This window comes from Paenibacillus sp. CAU 1782 (genome assembly GCF_054551715.1).
The window spans coordinates 354,225-371,644 of sequence record NZ_JBTOLL010000001.1 but is presented as its reverse complement, the minus strand read 5'-3'; the positions used below and the strand labels follow the sequence as shown (position 1 = coordinate 371,644).

29 protein-coding genes are annotated in these 17,420 nt (G+C 53.3%); 6 read left to right on the top strand and 23 right to left on the bottom strand.

The annotated features are described in order from the left end of the window. The first annotated feature begins 80 nt into the window (after positions 1-80). Positions 81-326 carry a hypothetical protein gene (locus ACX93W_RS01885; protein WP_459390624.1) on the top strand — a complete coding sequence of 82 codons (246 nt, stop codon included), beginning with the start codon at positions 81-83 and terminating at the stop codon, positions 324-326. Further along, positions 323-523 (top strand): hypothetical protein, encoded by a 201-nt coding sequence (locus ACX93W_RS01880; RefSeq protein ID WP_459390623.1) that lies wholly within the window; start codon positions 323-325, stop codon positions 521-523. The genes ACX93W_RS01885 and ACX93W_RS01880 overlap by 4 nt, the downstream gene beginning before the upstream one ends. Before the next feature lie 140 nt (positions 524-663). Here ACX93W_RS01880 and ACX93W_RS01875 read toward each other — a convergent pair whose 3' ends face one another. Next, positions 664-921, bottom strand: a complete 258-nt coding sequence (locus tag ACX93W_RS01875) for a hypothetical protein (RefSeq protein ID WP_459390622.1) — start codon at positions 919-921, stop codon at positions 664-666. A 368-nt stretch (positions 922-1,289) separates the two neighbouring features. Between ACX93W_RS01875 and ACX93W_RS01870 the strand changes: the two genes are divergently transcribed. Next, entirely contained in the window at positions 1,290-1,493 is a 204-nt protein-coding gene (locus tag ACX93W_RS01870; protein ID WP_459391984.1) for a helix-turn-helix domain-containing protein, read from the top strand. Between the two features lie 76 nt (positions 1,494-1,569). Next, on the top strand, positions 1,570-2,049 hold the full coding sequence (locus ACX93W_RS01865; RefSeq protein ID WP_459390621.1) for a hypothetical protein: 480 nt from the start codon (positions 1,570-1,572) through the stop codon (positions 2,047-2,049). On the opposite strand, the gene ACX93W_RS01860 is transcribed toward ACX93W_RS01865, so the two are convergent. From ACX93W_RS01860 to dcm, 5 genes are read right to left on the bottom strand one after another with little or no spacing between them, the layout of a single operon-like run. After that, positions 2,043-2,684 carry a hypothetical protein gene (locus ACX93W_RS01860; RefSeq protein WP_459390620.1) on the bottom strand — a complete coding sequence of 214 codons (642 nt, stop codon included), beginning with the start codon at positions 2,682-2,684 and terminating at the stop codon, positions 2,043-2,045. The genes ACX93W_RS01865 and ACX93W_RS01860 overlap by 7 nt on opposite strands. Further along, positions 2,685-3,086 (bottom strand): sigma factor-like helix-turn-helix DNA-binding protein, encoded by a 402-nt coding sequence (locus tag ACX93W_RS01855; protein ID WP_459390619.1) that lies wholly within the window; start codon positions 3,084-3,086, stop codon positions 2,685-2,687. Further along, entirely contained in the window at positions 3,073-3,444 is a 372-nt protein-coding gene (locus tag ACX93W_RS01850) for a hypothetical protein (RefSeq protein ID WP_459390618.1), read from the bottom strand. Before ACX93W_RS01850 ends, ACX93W_RS01855 begins: the two co-directional genes overlap by 14 nt. Further along, complete coding sequence (locus ACX93W_RS01845; protein WP_459390617.1) at positions 3,445-5,001, bottom strand: DUF4942 domain-containing protein; 1,557 nt, start codon at positions 4,999-5,001, stop codon at positions 3,445-3,447. Between the two features lie 5 nt (positions 5,002-5,006). Beyond that, positions 5,007-6,458: a DNA (cytosine-5-)-methyltransferase gene (dcm, locus tag ACX93W_RS01840; RefSeq protein ID WP_459390616.1), complete on the bottom strand. Its 1,452-nt coding sequence runs from the start codon at positions 6,456-6,458 to the stop codon at positions 5,007-5,009. Positions 6,459-6,509: 51 nt separating this feature from the next. Here dcm and ACX93W_RS01835 point away from each other — a divergent pair, with 51 nt between their 5' ends. Together ACX93W_RS01835 and ACX93W_RS01830 are read left to right on the top strand one after the other, a co-directional pair. Further along, entirely contained in the window at positions 6,510-6,851 is a 342-nt protein-coding gene (locus ACX93W_RS01835) for a hypothetical protein (protein ID WP_459390615.1), read from the top strand. Further along, positions 6,851-7,117 (top strand): hypothetical protein, encoded by a 267-nt coding sequence (locus ACX93W_RS01830; RefSeq protein ID WP_459390614.1) that lies wholly within the window; start codon positions 6,851-6,853, stop codon positions 7,115-7,117. The genes ACX93W_RS01835 and ACX93W_RS01830 overlap by 1 nt, the downstream gene beginning before the upstream one ends. On the opposite strand, the gene ACX93W_RS01825 is transcribed toward ACX93W_RS01830, so the two are convergent. The 17 genes from ACX93W_RS01825 to ACX93W_RS01745 form a co-directional block, all read right to left on the bottom strand. Next, entirely contained in the window at positions 7,079-7,648 is a 570-nt protein-coding gene (locus tag ACX93W_RS01825; RefSeq protein ID WP_459390613.1) for an AAA family ATPase, read from the bottom strand. The genes ACX93W_RS01830 and ACX93W_RS01825 overlap by 39 nt on opposite strands. Beyond that, complete coding sequence (locus ACX93W_RS01820; RefSeq protein ID WP_459390612.1) at positions 7,648-9,135, bottom strand: hypothetical protein; 1,488 nt, start codon at positions 9,133-9,135, stop codon at positions 7,648-7,650. The genes ACX93W_RS01825 and ACX93W_RS01820 overlap by 1 nt, the downstream gene beginning before the upstream one ends. Positions 9,136-9,157: 22 nt before the next feature. Then, complete coding sequence (locus tag ACX93W_RS01815) at positions 9,158-9,526, bottom strand: 3D domain-containing protein (protein ID WP_459390611.1); 369 nt, start codon at positions 9,524-9,526, stop codon at positions 9,158-9,160. 38 nt (positions 9,527-9,564) lie between these two features. Continuing rightward, positions 9,565-10,146 carry a hypothetical protein gene (locus ACX93W_RS01810; protein WP_459390610.1) on the bottom strand — a complete coding sequence of 194 codons (582 nt, stop codon included), beginning with the start codon at positions 10,144-10,146 and terminating at the stop codon, positions 9,565-9,567. Next, positions 10,143-10,910 (bottom strand): FAD-dependent thymidylate synthase, encoded by a 768-nt coding sequence (thyX, locus tag ACX93W_RS01805; RefSeq protein ID WP_459390609.1) that lies wholly within the window; start codon positions 10,908-10,910, stop codon positions 10,143-10,145. The genes ACX93W_RS01810 and thyX overlap by 4 nt, the downstream gene beginning before the upstream one ends. Then, on the bottom strand, positions 10,907-11,113 hold the full coding sequence (locus ACX93W_RS01800) for a hypothetical protein (RefSeq protein ID WP_459390608.1): 207 nt from the start codon (positions 11,111-11,113) through the stop codon (positions 10,907-10,909). The genes thyX and ACX93W_RS01800 overlap by 4 nt, the downstream gene beginning before the upstream one ends. Next, positions 11,110-11,463 (bottom strand): hypothetical protein, encoded by a 354-nt coding sequence (locus tag ACX93W_RS01795; protein WP_459390607.1) that lies wholly within the window; start codon positions 11,461-11,463, stop codon positions 11,110-11,112. The genes ACX93W_RS01800 and ACX93W_RS01795 overlap by 4 nt, the downstream gene beginning before the upstream one ends. 86 nt (positions 11,464-11,549) lie before the next feature. Further along, the gene (locus tag ACX93W_RS01790; protein ID WP_459390606.1) at positions 11,550-11,684 is read right to left on the bottom strand and encodes a hypothetical protein; all 135 of its coding nucleotides are present in this window, start codon (positions 11,682-11,684) and stop codon (positions 11,550-11,552) included. Positions 11,685-11,716: 32 nt separating this feature from the next. After that, on the bottom strand, positions 11,717-13,927 hold the full coding sequence (nrdJ, locus tag ACX93W_RS01785) for a ribonucleoside-triphosphate reductase, adenosylcobalamin-dependent (RefSeq protein WP_459391983.1): 2,211 nt from the start codon (positions 13,925-13,927) through the stop codon (positions 11,717-11,719). 101 nt (positions 13,928-14,028) lie between these two features. Next, positions 14,029-14,184: a hypothetical protein gene (locus tag ACX93W_RS01780; protein WP_459390605.1), complete on the bottom strand. Its 156-nt coding sequence runs from the start codon at positions 14,182-14,184 to the stop codon at positions 14,029-14,031. Further along, entirely contained in the window at positions 14,181-14,654 is a 474-nt protein-coding gene (locus ACX93W_RS01775) for a crossover junction endodeoxyribonuclease RuvC (protein WP_459391982.1), read from the bottom strand. Before ACX93W_RS01775 ends, ACX93W_RS01780 begins: the two co-directional genes overlap by 4 nt. A gap of 31 nt (positions 14,655-14,685) precedes the next feature. Further along, entirely contained in the window at positions 14,686-14,937 is a 252-nt protein-coding gene (locus ACX93W_RS01770) for a hypothetical protein (protein ID WP_459392040.1), read from the bottom strand. Then, the gene (locus ACX93W_RS01765; protein ID WP_459390604.1) at positions 14,924-15,151 is read right to left on the bottom strand and encodes a hypothetical protein; all 228 of its coding nucleotides are present in this window, start codon (positions 15,149-15,151) and stop codon (positions 14,924-14,926) included. Before ACX93W_RS01765 ends, ACX93W_RS01770 begins: the two co-directional genes overlap by 14 nt. A gap of 98 nt (positions 15,152-15,249) precedes the next feature. Beyond that, the gene (locus tag ACX93W_RS01760) at positions 15,250-15,501 is read right to left on the bottom strand and encodes a hypothetical protein (protein ID WP_459390603.1); all 252 of its coding nucleotides are present in this window, start codon (positions 15,499-15,501) and stop codon (positions 15,250-15,252) included. A 1-nt stretch (position 15,502) separates the two neighbouring features. Beyond that, on the bottom strand, positions 15,503-16,537 hold the full coding sequence (locus tag ACX93W_RS01755) for a hypothetical protein (protein ID WP_459390602.1): 1,035 nt from the start codon (positions 16,535-16,537) through the stop codon (positions 15,503-15,505). Continuing rightward, the gene (locus ACX93W_RS01750) at positions 16,534-17,151 is read right to left on the bottom strand and encodes a 3'-5' exonuclease (RefSeq protein ID WP_459390601.1); all 618 of its coding nucleotides are present in this window, start codon (positions 17,149-17,151) and stop codon (positions 16,534-16,536) included. Before ACX93W_RS01750 ends, ACX93W_RS01755 begins: the two co-directional genes overlap by 4 nt. Next, positions 17,148-17,411 (bottom strand): hypothetical protein, encoded by a 264-nt coding sequence (locus ACX93W_RS01745; protein ID WP_459390600.1) that lies wholly within the window; start codon positions 17,409-17,411, stop codon positions 17,148-17,150. Before ACX93W_RS01745 ends, ACX93W_RS01750 begins: the two co-directional genes overlap by 4 nt. Positions 17,412-17,420 lie beyond the last annotated feature (9 nt).

Sequence of the window (17,420 nt, the reverse complement as noted above, 5' to 3'; positions counted from 1 at the left end):
CGAAAAATACACTATCAAAACAGGAAATTTCCGCCAACTTGTCGAATATTTTCGTAATCTGTCTGAGAGGAGTTGGCGTAATGAGTAACGCTATAACATCGCATTCTATCGTGGGTCCTAGCGATATCAAATGTAAGGTCGATTATTACCGGAGCGGAGACGAAATTTACGGTCTTATTATGCGGTTACCTACCGGAAATACCGTTTCAGCATCGCCGGCGTATCGTGTTGACGGATCTGATACGCTGGATGGCGCGGCGTATAACGTTAAGAAGTTCGTGGAGTCGTCCGATTTCAACCGCTGGCTGCGAGGTGAACTACGTTGAAACCTCGCACACTAACGTCGCCGGTCCATTTTCATACGGCCGCGCTCGATAATACGCTGGTTGACGTGTTCCAGGACGGAGAATTGCTTGGCTCCGGGCATGTTATTGAGGTCCGCGAAGGAACCGTCGTGCTGGCCGGTCCTGAAGGCGTGGAATACTACGTGCTGGAAACGTGTGTGTTCGTTTACGCAAAATAACAGACGGGCTGACACTCCCCGTCTGTTACGTTTTACTTCCGGCTATTTCGCCAAAATCGGACCGCTGCCGCAATGAGAATGAACGCGGCGATTGCGGATATTACCGTAGCTGCCGTTTGCATGACGTCACCTCCCTTACGTTATTGAGTCGGTGTTTCAAAAAACTTCCAACTGATAGCGGATGCTTGCCTTCTCTGCGTTCCTGTATAAAGGAAGGGCGCTATCGCCGATCTTCCGCGTTGCAGACTTGTTTTGTCGAAGGTGTACGTTCCCTCATATGCTTTCAGTGTTATAGTATCAGCCGTTTCATGCGCTTTGGAATATTCATCCTTGTCAACGTAATAGGTTGCTTCCTCTTGTTCTGGCCATTTAACGTGTAACATTTTTTGACGTGTCATCGTAATCACCCTCCCGTTTATTATTCAAAGCGTTTATGTTAAGATTGGGAGGAAGGCCGGGCCGTAACCGACCTTCCAATGGAACCTATTTTCGTTTGCCCGGACGGCGACGTTTTTTGGTTCCTTTTTTCTTGCCCTTTTCTCGCCCTGCGGCTGCGAATGCGATGCATGCGGCTAGTAAGTTGATTAGCGAGGATAAGAGCGGTTCCCAATCTTGCATTGCTTGTCTTCACCTCCGACCTGCTTCCGACTCGTTTATCGTGTCATCCACAACTTAATAATAACACGACTCTTTTAACGAGTCAATACCTATTTGACACTTTTTTCGAGTCAACGTATAATAGCGTTATTCGGAGGTGTTTGCTATGATTATCCGTTCAAATTTACGCGCCCTGGCCGATGCCCGCGGCGTATCTATACGAAAAATCGCGCAGGATATCGATTACCGCTTCGAGTCGGTCCGCCAAATGTACAACGACGAAATGGAGCGATACCCGCGCGACCTCTTATCGAAGCTTTGCGTCTATTTTGACGTCTCACCGGCGGAAATGCTGACGTTGGCCGAATCCTAAACGTTGCCTATTGCATAAAACGGGCACCTCTACGTATAATAGGAACATGCGTTCTTATTACGGAGGTGCCCGTTTTATGAGTAAGCTAGACGATAATAACCGCTGGTCCGGAAAAATGTTATTGACGGAGCATGCAGAACAATATGACGCGATGAAATCCGAAGTCCCAACGGTAGGCCGCCCGACTCTCGATGAATTAACGATGATTCGCGACGCCGTTATGTATCCGTACATTATAACGATGTTACAAAACGGAATTGATAACGTAACGGCGTCGCGGCTGCCATTAAAGAGTTTACTCGAACGCTGCCTCGAAGTTCTCATGAACAGCGTATCTGACAATAAATTCGCGTTAAACCGTGAGCTACGGAAGCGAAACATTAAAGTTCATAACGAGGAGGCCGGCGATGGAATACTCTATTTTCGCTACACTTGCCGCGGCTATAACGAAAGGTTCGGAATTGCCCGTGAAGCGTTACGAAACGAAATGTCAACGCGCCTTACGCAGTACGTAGACGACGTTGGAAAGCAGCTTCGGAACAACTCCCGTCATTGAACGAGGCTCAACGTATCCCGCCAGCGAACCGCTTGGCTTCGTGCGCTGACGAATGCTTCCGTAGCTTCACGCACGACCGGCCCGGCCGCCGTATCCCGCTTATACTGCTCCTGGCGGGCCTTGTTCCGCCCCTTTGCGTCCCTATCTACGCGCCAGTTTTCGTAATTCGTCCGGCGGCGGCGTGTCGGCTTCCGGTGATTTCGCCCGTCGGTCCCCGTCTCCTCGGCCGCCTTTAACCCGGTTTCGCGATCGCGGCGCAAATCGAGCTGCCATTCGGACATAAACGGGTACTCTCCGTGAGAAACTTTATGAGGATTAGGGTCCGTCAATTCTTCGTCAAGGATTGCGTCAGTCAGCCGATCAAGCATTGCTGTGTCTAAGGATAACGGCGACGGCCGCTCAGACTTTGCCCCACTCGCTGTCCATCCGTCTAATACCGTTTGATTACCGGCAGCATGCGCTAATACGTAATCTTCCGTAACGCGCTCTATTAGCGCCATACGCTGCGTACGGTCGGCGAGATCATATCCGACACCGTCGTACGCAAACCGGAGCCCCTCGTCTTGCTTGCGCTCCTTTACGTTTTCTTGAATCTCCGTAACGAGCCGCGCGAACCTCTCCGTATATGTCTGCATCTATGCCGCGTCCCCTTCCACAATCGCCTCGTCATGATCTATCTTGACGTCTCCGTATTCCCAACGCTTGTATACCACAGCAATTTTCACGGCCGCCGTTTCTACGTAATCGCCAACGTTCTGTTGCGTAATCCCCATAATCTCGGCCGCCTTCGCCTGCGTTACGTCTGCCCCGTAAACCCATGCGACCGCCTCCGTTTGCCGATCCGTTAGGCCGGCCGAGTTAATTGCGGAGTGTAAATCGATAAGGATGTCGGAGGCCGCCGTGTCTCCCTTAAAACGCCGCGCCGCTATCCGGTGCCGATCCCGGAGCAACCGCTTAACGCCGGCCGCCGTGGATAACGAGTAAGTTTCGGTATATTTACGGGACTGTTTTTCTGTGTCGATTTTAACGTGACCCATTCTCGCCCTCCTCGTTTGCTTTCGTAATAACTCCGTCCCATGCCGCAAATTCAGCGGCAGTATGTCTTTTACGTTCCGCTAAAGCCGAGGCTGCCGTATCTTTAGCGACCCTAGCCGCATACTCCGACTCGTATTTAAGCACAACCTCCGAGGCTATTGCGATAAAGTTCGTAGATTTGATGTCGTATTCGTACGAATATAGGCGCTTAAACCGGAACAGTTTCGCTAACCAACCGCGGCGTTCCTCGTACAGAATCGCGGAATAGTAAGGGCCGAAGAATCTTTCGTGGTCCTCAATAATCGTCACGCGATACTCGTTACCTGCCGGACTGGTTACGGGAAATTTCGATAATTTCAACTATGCCGCCTCCTTTAACAGTTTTACTTCGCCTATATCGCCAAACTCACGCGCTACCCACTCGCGGGCTTCCGGGTTTTCCTCCTGTTCGCCTTCCGAGGGAATCCATCCGAAATGGCTACCGCAGATATAATTAAGCCGAGAGAGTAGCGCTTCATCCTTAAACCAAACGTGTATCGTACCCTTCCCGAACATGCGGAACCGTAGCGCGGCGCTGTCAAACTCGAATCGACCAATGTGCGTAAATTTTCCGCTCACGTCCGGATCAATAAGCTGAAGCGCTTTGATAATATCGTCAACCCACGCGCGGACTTCGTAGCTGATACGGTCGTATTCATCTTTCATGTCCCACCGATCGAATCCGGAGTACTTTATGGGGATTACGATTTTCTTATTGATTTTGTACGAGCTGTTCGTCTTCCAACCGTTATAGTAGTGGACGTTGCCGGAATAGCTCGTCATATGACGGTCTGTTATCCGCTGGAATATCGCAACTAAGCTCTCAACGAGGATATCACGTTGGTTTGCGCCGAGCGCCATTAGTAGCATCCGGATGTTCGGAATGTTAATCTCCATTTCGCCGGCCGCCTCTAACCGACGGTTCAACTTTTGAGTAGCGTCGTGCGTCAGCATCGTTCGGAACTCGTCCGTATTTAAAATAAGCTCCCAATAACCGCGACGTAGGCTATCGATTTCGGACGCGAGGTCGGCCGCCGTAATCTCCTTTTTCGCCGGAATAATATACGATAAGTGGTTACTTCCGGACGACTTACGATTAGCGGCCGCAACGTAAGCGTAAAACGACGCCTTCTCTCGGACCGCCTTAAACGTATCGCGGGCGAGCTTACACGCCGTCTCGTATTCGAGAACAAGCCGTTCTATATCGTGTAGTCGCGCGGCCAATTCCGATGGCTTTACGAAAGTAGATAGCGCCGCCCCGATCTCGCCTACGTCATCTACACGGTCGCGTGCGGTCAGGAACGGGATTCTGTCGTATACCGACTTACCGCCGCCATCCTTCGTGACTTTTACGTGAATCAACGCGACCTCGACGGCAGTGCGGCGCTCAGCGTCCGTAAAAGCATCGCTCACATATCGAATATCAGCGCTATACTCGGACAGCTTCCGGAGTAACTCCTGTCGCTTTGAGCTAAACGGATTATTCAGCGTTTCCTTATTAACAATCGCAAATATTTCGCAATAAGATAGCTGACTCTCCGCCAGTTCGAGCGCCTTCAGTACGTGATCGGCCCCGTCGGAAAACGGCGGATTCATGACGATGAAATCGTATTCCTTGAACGTTTCGTACGTCAGGAAATCGTTCCACACTACAGAAATACCCCCGCCGACCAACGAATTTACAAGCCTTTCGTCACACTCTATCGCGTCAATCCGAGGCTTGTCTGAGTAACGGTGCTTGTCGATGATGTAGCGGATTATATCGCCTTTGCCGGCGGACGGCTCTAATACACGGCCGTGGATGCGAGCGCCGGTGGTTAGTTGGTCGAATAGCGGGCGAGGCGTCGGGTAGAAGTCAGGATTATCCGTATAAATCATCGAAGTTAAGCCGCCTCCTTTACGTCAATTGTCGGTAGTAACGTAATCATACGCTTGCCTATTGCGCTGATTACATTGACCGTAACGGCGTTCCCCGCTTGTCTATAGCGCTGGCTATCCGAAATGCCTGCGTGCTTTACGGTAACATGCGCTACGTCCGAGAACCCCTGTAACCGCCAGCACTCGAGCGGCGTTAGTTTGCGGATGCGGTATCGCGGATACGTCCCTATAGCTACACCGTGCTTGTCCTGCGCGGTAAGTGTGAACGATTCTTCGTCGTCGTCTTTGAATCGTCTGCCGTTCTGGCGTTTTTCTTCGCGGTCTGGCGTGAGTACGGGGCGGACTTCCAGAACAGCAGTTTGAGCTTGATTGCGGTTAAGCCCTCTCCAATCCGATGCCGACAAACAGTGCGCCTGCTCTAGCTCTTTCCCAATTCCCTCTTTTCGGGAGTACTCAACGCCAACTTTAACTCCTTCTCCCTTATTCGTAGTTAGCGTAGGAGATAGACCATCGGAGTCGTAAACGCTCCCGTTCATACCTCGACCGGAAGGATTTGTTTTGCCTAGCATGATGACTTGGGGCTCCGCGATCTTCTGCTCTCGACCGCCGCCGCTAACGACTGTGATTGTAGGCGCAACACCATCAACGGAGTAAACGCGATTCATTTGATCGTTACCGTAATGCTCCAGCGACCCATGAACGATAGGGTCTGCGGAATCGCCTCGCTCTTTCAACTGCACCAACAGTTTCGCCGTCTTTTCGTCGCTCAGATAATACTTTTCGTCAACGTCCGTTTCTAACACGTCGCGTAGCCTCGTCGTTACTGCGCTATCCTCTGGCCAATCGAAGTTAAACGTCCGCACGCCAGCTTCCGCCGCTCTACGTTTCGCCTTCGTCACGACATCGTTCGATTTCGGCAAAATCCACGGATCGTGCGCGGCGTCTCGGCTAGCAACGATAAAAATCCGTTCGCGATTCTGCGGCACGCCGAAGTACTTCGAGTTGAGAACACGGAAATCGATTGCGTATCCGATATCATTTAGCGCCGCGCACATCGTGTCAAACGTGTTGCCGCCATCATGCGAGAGGAGCCCCTTAACGTTCTCCAACAACAGTAACCGCGGCTTCTTCGCGTTAGCAATCCGTGCAATCTCGAAGAACAACGTTCCTCGCGTATCCTCGAATCCCTTACGCTGGCCGGCGACGCTGAACGCCTGACACGGAAATCCGCCCACTAGTACGTCATGTTCCGGAGTATCGGCCGCGTCAATCTTCGTTATGTCGCCGTGCAATTCGGAACCTCCGTATAGCGCCCTATACGCTCGCGTCGCGAACGGGTCAATCTCGCTCGCGAATACGCACTCGCCTCCTAACGCATCCAGCGCTTGCCGGAATCCGCCGATCCCCGCAAATAATTCGATATACGTAAACGTTTTAACCGTAATAGCTACCGCCACCCTTTCGTGATATAATCGTCTCAAATTCGTTTATGATCGGAGAGTGCCGACTTGACCCGAAAATTCAATCCCGTAGAAATACCGCTCGTTGAGCTGTACATCGCGACGGACGCACAACGACGACTCCGACTATCTGCGGACGTCGTTAAAAAATACGAATTAGACGCTGGAAACCGCGTTACCCTCGGTTACGATGCTACCGAAAAAGCAATAGCAATACGTCCGGCCACTAACTCAAATGATCCGACGGCTGCTAACATCGACAAACGTGGGTACATTTCGGCCGGACGTTTCTACAGCCGAACCAAACTTGACGCCCGCCCGAAGAAGTACATTTATTTTACGGAACAAGACGGCTGGTTCATATTTGTTGCAGAGGAGGTGAACAAATAATGGATAGACGCTATGAAAGCTGTTTCATGAATAAATCACACGGTATTGGGGCGCTCTATTACCTTGCGGGAGGGTTAGAAGTTACTGTTTGCAGTTTTAGTTGTGCATGCAGTTATTTATTAAAACATGCTCCCTCTTTGCTTGAACAGCCGGTTGAAACCTCACTAAAACGCTTTAAGGACGGCGTACTGGAAGAGATAGTATTAGACGAAGATGAACAGCAGTTACTAGACGCCTACGTCGTAATGGCGTCTGTTACGAAGTAATAGTTCCGCCATAATCTCGTCAACCTTCGCGTACAACTCGTCCAACGTCCCGTCGTTCGTAATTTCGTAATCAACCGCGAATCCGTCAACGTGCGATTCCGTTTCATGCGTCAAGTCGGCGAGTTTGAACGTATCTCCGCCGGTTGCCGCCCGGTGAATACGTAGAGCTGACTTTGCCTTAACGCGAATGATAACGAAGCCTTCACGTCTACAACGGGTGTATTCGTTCGGCTGGCGCAAGTCGGTGATTACGTACGGACCGCCTTCCTCGTCCCACGTAATTTTATCGAAGCATTGCCGAACCCATACGTCCGGATCATATTGCCGGAGCGCCTGCCCCACGCCTTGTAATAGCGCGCGGGGCTTTTTGCCGTCCGTAAACTGCTCCGGATAAAGCCGGCGGCATACGTCCTTGATTCCGTCGCCGAACGCGAACCGAACGTAGCCGTAACGTTGGGAAAGACGATTGCCTAATTCGTCTTTTCCACTACGGAGATGACCGGTTATGGCGATGTTGGGGAGATCGGTCATTACGCAGCCTCCACGTTTTTCGGACTTACGTACTGGAAGAAGCCTGAGTGTTCGTCGCTATGAACTTCGTAATTGCCGTATGGCGAAATTCCTTTAACGACACCTACGTCTCCTTTTTTGTATCCGTGATTGATGGTACCTATTCCGTCTCCGCTGACGCCGTTATTCCCCGTAATTCGGACGCGGTCGCCCTTCTTAAAACCGGCAGCTTTCGGCGGTGCCTCCGCATCGGTACCGTCTCGGCTGTCGTCTATACACACGAGCCCGCCGTAACCGTTTCGGAAATTAGCACCGGTAGCTTTTCCGCCAACACAGCACAGCCCCTTCACGTCGTGAACAATCGTCAAGTTTTCGCCAAGTTCAAGGGTATCGATTCGATAATTCACTTTACCGTGCCAGCTATCTGTGATCGGAAACGAAATGATATCCCCTACGCGCGGCTCCGTCGGCTGCGGTGCATTAACATAATCGGCCGGGATTGGCAGCGCCAGCGCTCGACGGAGTGCAATCGCTTTGCCGATATGAACGTCGAAGCAATCGCCGGGGGCCGCTTTTGCGATGCCGCGGTATTGTACGCAATCCCCACCAATGCGTCGAACCAGTGCTACCACTGTACGTTTTTCGCGATTAACGACGAACTCTACTTCGCGTATTGCGCCGAATCCACGTTTTTCACAGCCACGCGGCCAATACGACCTTCCGGTTTCCTTATTGTAAATCTCCGTTGTGGACAGCTTCTCAACGTCAGCCTTCGCACGGGCTACGATTTCGTCGCGACTATCCGGAGCAGGTTTCGGCTTTAACCGCTCAATATCGGCCGCGACGACGATACCTTCCCGCGCAACCTTTACGTCGAGTTCGAGCTTCGTTACTCTCGCCAGGATATCGCCGACTTGACGCTGAAGCAGCGCGATATCGGATTCAGCGGCCGGCGGAGTTAGCGTGTTGGCCGGAGCTACCGGTTCGAGTACGGCGTACGCGCTGTTTCCGCTAGAAGCACACACGTACCAAATACCGTCGTCAGCGTTATAGCCGACGTTACCTTCTCCGTTAAAATCTACGTAGTTATTGCGTACAGCCTTACCTACGTTACCTAGCGAAAAGTAACCGTAGCCCTTTCGTACTTTCGTAATAATGACCTTTTCGCCTGGCTTCGCTTCCCGTTCATCCAAACGATATCTGCCACCATTAATCCGGACGATATCCGTCGGTTCGAGGACGACGTACTCGTCGTGCCTAAGTGCGAACCCGTTACTCCATCCGTAAGCGGTTTCTTTCGTATAGACTCCTTCAAACCCGAATGTTTTTAGCGCAGCCACGTTAAGTACGTTGCCGGTTTTGTAATCACCGAACGATCCTCGTGCTTCGATAACTTTAATCCGCTCTCCCACGACGGCCGCTCGCTTAACCTCGACATATTCACGCTCAATACCGCCAAGTGTTTCGTCCTTCAATACTGTTACGGCCGGTTTAGTTACGTTTTCCATTCGTCATTCCCCCGATTGATTATTATTTTTCAAACGTTGCTCCCTCGTCTAAGACTCGCACCTCAACGTCCTGCCGCCCGAACTTGATAGCCTCGTCATAACTCGCCATTAATACGTCAATTTTGCGTCCCTTAATCGCGCCGCCGATGTCAGCCGCCACAGCGTCAAATGTCTCGTTGCCTATGCGGACATTTAGCGCGGTGCCTAACGGAATCACTTCGGGATCGACCGCTATAATCCGGCGGCCCTCCTCGTCCACAATCGTCTGCCGGACGTCAATGCCCGTTTTCGTGATTCCGGAGCAGCCGCGGCAACCTGCGGTATACGCCGTAGCTTCGTATACCTCCCATTCGGATTCCAGCGAAACCGTTTCTGGCGGAGCTGCTGACATCACGATTAGTAACGTAATGAGCGCAATTATAACGTTAACTATGCGGCTCCCTTGACGTCAGGAAACGCGGCGGCGAGCTGGCGGTCGACTTCGGCAATCAGGCGGGCGCGGGCGGATTCGTACGTGACTGGTTCGAGGTCTTTAAAGTGAAACTCGTCATAATCAGAACCGTCGAGGTGACGGCACGTTACTGGTCGCGAGTCGGAAACGTCTATTTCGGAAACACGGGCGAGTGCCCCGCAGACGATATCGTCGTAGTAACCGTTTTGGAGCGTAAATACGACAGTTCCTGGCGTAATACCGGCAGACACCTTCGCTTCCAACTCCGCAATTTCGGCGGCCAGGGCTTCGGATTCGGCGCGCTTGACTGCGAGGAGTTCGGTTGTGCTGACATGCGGCTTCGGTTCAACTACGGCACCGCCTGTAATAATTTCGTATTCTTCCGCATCAAGAAAGATCGCCGAATCTTCGGTTCCGTCCGGCCAGATATCCGGATCACCAGAGGTGAAACCCATAACTTCGTGTACGTCCCCGTTTTTGTATCCGTAGTCCTCAAGCGAGTTCTCTACAGCGTTAACAATACGTACTCTGTCGCCGATTTTCACTTTTCCTGCGCTCATTCCGATTCCTCCTTGAAAAATTTCGTTGTCCATGCGTCAACCTTCGTTACTTCTTCGCGAAGCCGCTCGGCCAAATCCGCAATCTCCCATTGGGCACCGGAGCCGGCCCGCCTCTTACCGTAAAATTCGAGCAGCGCACGGAGGTTTACGGTCATTACGAGATTGCACGTTGCGGCATTCGGTAGGACGTAGCGCGCGTCTTCGGCTGGAACGCCGCATGATCGCAGTCTATCGTAAATCTCCTGCGCATACTCCATCGCAAAGTCGAATAACTCCGACGCATCCGACGATCCGAAATCGCCGGGAGGTTCGTGCTTATCCACGCTGCACGACGGCGGCTTTACGCTGCCTATTCCGCCGGACTTATCACCGGAGCCGAACCGGACGTAGCGTTGCGATTGAACGGAAAAGCTGAATCCGATCCGGTGACGTGTGAGCTGCGCCAGCAACGAGCGTGAAACGCCCTCGACCGCGAAAATGTACGTGATGTGCTCCAAAGTTGAGACGTGCTTACTTCGGATAATGTGCCGGAACAGCCGGTCGGACTCCGCGCCGCCTTCGCCATCGGACGCCGCCTGCCCGAAGTATTTAGCGCCCTCGGCCGGCAGAATTTCCGCTGGCTTCTGCGGTGAGTAGCACGTTCGGACTGCGGTTAAAGCGACGGCTGCACGTTCATTAGCGAACGCATCGGTACCGAAAACCTCCGCCATTTCGTCACGAAACACGTCTGTTAACGCCGTATGTGCGATCAACTTAACGTTCAATCGGGGGATACCTCCTCAATCCGTACGCTCACCGCGACATCGCCGTCGCCTTCGACAGTTTCGCCAGCCCATTCAGCGAAAGCCTGGCGCATACTCTCCGTAACTTCTGCACGCTTTTCGTCCGAGGCATCCGCGTACGCACCTTCCAATTCTTCGTCGAACGGCTGCTTAATCGTTATTTCCGCAATAAAAGCGTGCTTCATTCGCCTGCCGCCTCCCTTTCCGTAATTACGTAAATTTGTCCGCGTTGATCAACGATTTCCCACCGGGCCGCATCGATAACATGTCCGGGCTGTACGATTACTTCGTACTCGACCGGGATGGGCACGTCATATCGGCCGAAGACTATCGTTGCGATTACTAACGCTAGCGCTGCTGCCGCCGTGGTTGCGGATCGCCACGTAGAGCGGCGACTGCCTAACCACGTAACGCCGGCTACAAACGCCGTGATAATAAATACCGCAGCAAGGAGCGCAGCCAGCTCGTACGGCTCCGAAACCGTCCCGCCGCCCGACGTATTCAGCACGTCGAGACCCGTCAATTTGTCGTCCACTGTTCGTCAACCTCCTTCGTTTAATTTCGTGCTTCACGTACTCTTAGTCGTACGAGCGGCCTATTTCGCACACATTGCGGAAACTTTTATTTTCCCTTCGCCATCCAGCGGTCGAATTTACGCAGCTCTTCTTCCGTCAAGTCGTCCATTTCCGACCTTTTACGTAGTAGCCAGTGCTTGCGGTAGCTCCGCAGCCTGGCGACTTGCTCTGCGCTACACATCCGCAAGCACAGCCCCTTTCCGTCCTTTTCCGTTATCTAATCGGGCACACGCCGCCTTCGCAGCCGTCCGCACCGTCAAGTCCCGGTAGTGTCCCTGTCTCATACTGCGTTAAAATGGCCGGATCAAACGCTACCATCCGCCCGGACATCTCTTCGTACTGCTCGCGGGCAATCGCTTCATACGGAGCCAGCGCGTAAGAGCCGCCATCCAGTGCGAGGAAAGACACCGCCGTAAATTCGTCCCACTTTTCGTATACGATCCGCTCAACCTCCGCCCACTCAGACGGCCGGACCGTTATCGTATTCGACGAGTTATGCTCGGTGTAATAGCGTTGGAATGCGAAATAGGTATCAAGTTGTTCAGCGGCCGATACGTCGTCCTTCGTCCGTTCAGCGCCGCTCGCAACCGGGAAGTCGATGACAAGCGTTCTGGCGTTGGCGATTCGTTCCGCTTCCGTTTCGCCTGGCGTGCCAACTTCGGCATGTACCTGCCAGCCGAGATCCATTACGGCCTTTGCTAACGGATCGGCCGCGTTAATACGGATGCGCCGGATATAGTACGGAGAGTGCGACCAATGCAACCCGGATGATACGCCGCCAGCTACTTGCGATATCGTCCCCTCCGGTTTGACCGTTGTGACGAGTAACGGCGATGATACCCGGAGTTGCTTCGCATAGGTGTCCGCTTCTTCGCGGGCGACCGATCCCAAGAAGGATAACGTATCGTCCTCGTCCCACAGATCGCGGTCAGCAGCAGCGAATGCGTCTTTAACGCCCGTAAGCGAATTTCCGAGCAGGCGGTCACGCTTCTGTATCGCGTCCCAATGCGGCAGCTCCAACTCCGCCAACGTCATACGCAAGCCAGCTCTCGCGGACAACCGCTGTGCTTCCCTGAGCCCGTCTGCGTCAAACTCGCCACTCCGTACGAACTGCGTCATATTAACGGTCGTCAAGTTACACACGCCGTACGAGTCGAGCAATATCTCCGCGCAAGGATTCAGCCCCTCCGCATTCGGCCGGCGGCGGCGCGCTTCTTCGAGGTTTACGAATCCAGGTTCGCCTTCCGCCTGCATCATTTCGAATACGAGGTTCAACGTAGCTTGCTCCGGCTTCGATTCGAACGCAATCGAATTATTCGACATACGGCGGTGGTGCAGCGGCCGAGCATTCGGATCAAATAACGGCAGGCTTTCGAGGAATGTCGCCTCCTTTTCGAGTCCGAGCGCTCGGGCTTTCGCAATAACTGCGTTGTGCTTATCCGCGTCCCAAATGCCGTTAAGTCCGTATTTGGCAAAAATACATTCGTAATCGTCCGCGTCCATAAGGAATATTTCCGCAGTCCGACGCACTCCGCCGACAACGACGTTGTTACCGATAAGATTTCCAATGTCGAGGACGTGGATTGGGCGAACTTTGGCGTAACTTTCGTCGGTGTCGACAACCTCGTCCAATCCTCCGAAGTATTGCTTCGAGACTTTTTCCAGCGGTGCAAGTCCCGGATCGATTTCGTTCTTCAGCACGCTATCGATGCCGGCAAACATTTCGCGCAATGGTTCCGGGCCCGACGCTGTGCCGCCGAACGTATTCAAACGCTCCCCATTCGGGCGGACCGAGTTATACGAAATCTTCACGGTATGAATATGCTCGCATTCCGGCTGCGTCAGAATATCGAGATAGACACGTAGGCTATCGACCCATCCTTCCTTCGAGTCGCCGACGTATATCTTCGCGTAACCGTTCGACATGTCGCGGAGGACTGTCCGTTCATAGCGCGCGGTTTTCGGGACCGGTTCGTAATCCGAGTGAAGCAACGTCGTATTCGTCCGAATCGGCGGAAGCGCGGCCGCCATCGCTTTCGTACACTTGAACCCGACGCCAGTTCCGACCATGAGCAGATAGAATAAATCGCCCAAATCCGACCATGCCGCGATATTAATAAACGAACAATTGAAGTTTGCTAGCGGATATTTATCGGCAACTTCGTTTTCGGCTCCGCCTACCCACAGCGTTCGGCCCGATAAAAACTGGCGCAGATTGAACATGTTGTCGAATAACATTTCCGCCTCTTTCCGGTGCCAATCGTAATCGACCGGATAACCGATGCGCTCCGTGTGCTTAACGCCAAGTTGAACGTTATACTCCGTTGCCCGTCGGACCGTCTCCTTCCACGTTTCCCGACGGCCTTTATCCGGTAACCAGCGCGAGTAAGTGCGGTAATATACGAACTGGCCGAGCGCAGTCATGTGTGGCGGAAATTCGGGATAATTTGCGATAAATTCGTCTGTAAGTAGCTTCGTCTCAGTCACGTAACCTCTCCTTTTGCGTTAGCTCGCAATCTTATCGTTTAGTGCGCGTTCGTCTTCGTCCGTTCGGCTTCCGCAATTCTCCGGTCCAAGTCGTCACGGCGCGTGATCAAGTCCGTAAGTCGGCCGTTCTGAATCGAGATCGCTCGTTCGATTTCGTCACGTTCGCGTCGTAGCATCGTCAAAGTGTCCGTCATACGTCAATCAGCTCCTTTTCGATAAGATACGCCAACACAATGGCAGCCGCATCGCTCTCGTCATTCGTCACGAACTCGTAATCGTCCGGCAACCGGAGAATACGCTTAGCGCCCGCAGCTACTTCGTCCTTTTCCGCGCGACCGTACCCGCCGACTAGCCGCTTAACTGTTGACGCGTTAACCTCGGCCGTAACGCGAAGCCCGCAACGTTGCAGCCCCGTATCAACCGCTGCCCACGCGCCAAATATCGTCTGCCCCTGCCGTTTGCTCGCCGGATTTTTGTAATCTTCGCGAATGACTCCGGCCGGCGCGGCGAATTGGCTGACGAACGTTACTGTGCGAGCCTCGACGAGACTGTACCGGAGGCCGTCCGACTGTTTGGCGTCCGTGACGATCCCTTCCGTTTTAATCAACGTTGGCCGGCGGTTCTTTACGGAAATGGCCGCAAAGCCCGGTGAGGTAAGCGATATGTCAAGGCCGATATAAAGCGCGGCTGGCTCGTTACTGCTTCGTTTCGTTGCCGTAGGACTTCGCCTCCTTTCTCCACGCCTCGTAAGCGTCCATGAACTTAGGGTACTTAGCGTTGAGACCGGCTGCTCCGGACGTATACCACATCGATTGTGGCGCGAGTCCCTTCGGCTGACATTTGCGCTGCTCGGCCGCCAACCACGAAATGAAGTCATCGAACCCGCCACCGAACCACGTATCCGAAGCGAAGTAGCCTACTCGGAACATTTCGTCAGGCTTCGTCAACGGTTTCGGCCTCCTTTCGCTTGCCGACGAACTCATACGTAATCCCTACCGCAGCCGACCCGCAAAGCATGACGATAGCAAACGAGCGCGCCGGCCAGCTATAATCGCTACTTAACGCCGCCGTGACCAACGCGGCCAGTCCGATAGCGGCCGCGAAAATCAATCCAGCCGCCATAACTCCGTTTAATGCTCCGTAATAAATTTTCTTTACCATACCAACGCCTCCTTAGACGAATCGAACGTGTAATAATTTCGCTAATACTCCGTGCAGCAGTCGATCGTATAACCGCCTCACCCGCTCGCCTCCCGTAATTAAACGTAGTCCCAATCGACATATTCGAGCCCCAGCGCCTTCGCCTCGGCCCACTTTTCGAGCGTGGCCGTTTCTTTTGCGAGCCTGGCCGTTTTCCCCGCGATTACATTCGCCAGAACCCGCCGGCTCACATCATTTTTGACGGATGCAATGTCCTGGCGTAGTTCTTCGAGCTGACCCCGGAGGAATTCGACGTTGCCGCTAACTGTCCGGTGCATATCGTCAACGCGGAGGTCATCGTAATAGCTCACGTTAAGCAGCCGCCTTTCCTCGGATTTCGTAAATTTCCGCTAATGCTTCCGCCGCGCCGCGCTTCTTCCAATCCGGTAGCCCCGACCGCTGGATTGCGGAAACCTCGCGTTCGATTTGCGTTAATTCTTCGTCAGTTAATCCGTGAGCGCACGCCGTCTTAAAACTGTTGAACGTCCAATCGTCGAGGCTAAGCGCTGGTGGCCGACCTTCTTCGGCTGCTTTCGCTATCCCGCCGAAATGTTCCGCCACTCCTCGCCGGTCAACATCCGTTATCCGAATACAGTGTACGGCGATATCCGGATTCTTCTCGTAATCGTCCGCGTCCATATTCCACGCCTTCTTCGACCCGTTGACGTAGAGGATGACGTAATAATCAAGCGGAGCTTCAGCGGAGCCGTACATGATCGAGTAGCATACGCATTGTTTGGCGTGCTTCTCTTCCGGACCGTTCCGCTGGCCGTAGGATGACGTTTTACTGTACGTTCCCTGCTTCGACTTGACTTCGAGGCCGACGCGGATAATCTCGCCGTCATCCGTCACGTACCGCATGATTCCGTCGCTGGTCCCGTACAGGTAAAACGGAGCTGGGCCGAAATCGACGTAACGGTTCGTTTTCGCGAAATCCTCAAACATAGGCTCGCCCCGGTCGTTCCGCTCAAACCGGAAGCGCGCCCCAGCTACGTGCTTCTCCGCGAACAAAATGTCCCGCTGGATAACGTCACCGATCGCCGTTCCGATCCGTGTCCAGCGGCCTTGATGCGGGGACTGTCCTGTAACGTCACGTTTAGCGCCGCGCAACCGTTCGTATTGACTCCGAGGGTCCGAGCCAATAGCCGACGGTGAGAAGTATGGCTTTTTCGGCCATACCTTGCGGGATTTCTGCGACTGGACATCGTAATACCTTTTGTGGATTTGCGCGTCCAGTTCGTCGTCGAACTGCTCCGGTTGCGAGTGGTATCCGTCTAGGAAGGCGCGGAAGTTACGGGCGATTTCCTTCGTTAAGTCTTCCGCGCCGATTCGTGTAAAATGAGTCAATTCGCGACCTCCTTCGTTAATCTCCGTACAATTGCGCCATGCGGAACGTAACGCAACGGTCGCTCGTCCGAATCAATTACGACGTTTCGATACTCAATGCCGGCCCCTTCCGCAATCTTCCGCAACTTGGCGAATACTTGAACGGTCGCCGCCGCGTCATTCATAGCGCGATGATGGCCGGTTAAGGCGATGCCGTGGCGGGAACATACGGCGGCTAACGATGCTGATTCGGCTGGCTCCGTCAAACTAGCGAGGGCTCGCGTACATACGAAATTGGCCGGATTCATGTAGACTTTCGCTATAAACGAGAAGTCAAACGGAGCATTGTGTGCTACCCACGTCGTACCTACCGCGAAATACCACAACGCGGTCAGTACGCGGAATATATTCGGAGCGTCCACCAAGTCCTCCGGCCGGATTCCGGTAAGCTGCGCCACCTCGTCCGGAATAGTAGCGCCATCAGGCAGCGCAACAAACGTCTGGAACCGGCCGATTTCGCGTACACTGCCGTCGTCTTCGATAACGAAGCGTATTGCGGCAATTTCCGTTATGTGATCCGTAACGTGGTCGAGTCCGGTTGTTTCGATATCAATAACCGTAAAGGCTTCGCTCATTCCTCCGCCTCGTTTTCGTCAATAAATTCGTACTCCAACGTCTCGCCGCGCAGCCCGGCCTCATACGCCAGCTTTACCGCATCCGCAATCGAGTAAGCTCCGTCCAAGTCACAGAAGAATACGGCATCCTCCGGTTCGCCTGCGTGAATCGTGACGGTCTCTTTTTCGCCGGCTTCCGTTGTTACAACGACGGATATCGAACCTTTACCGTGATATTCATAACCGCTTTTGTCAATGTTACGCGTTTCTACGATTTTCATTTACGTGCC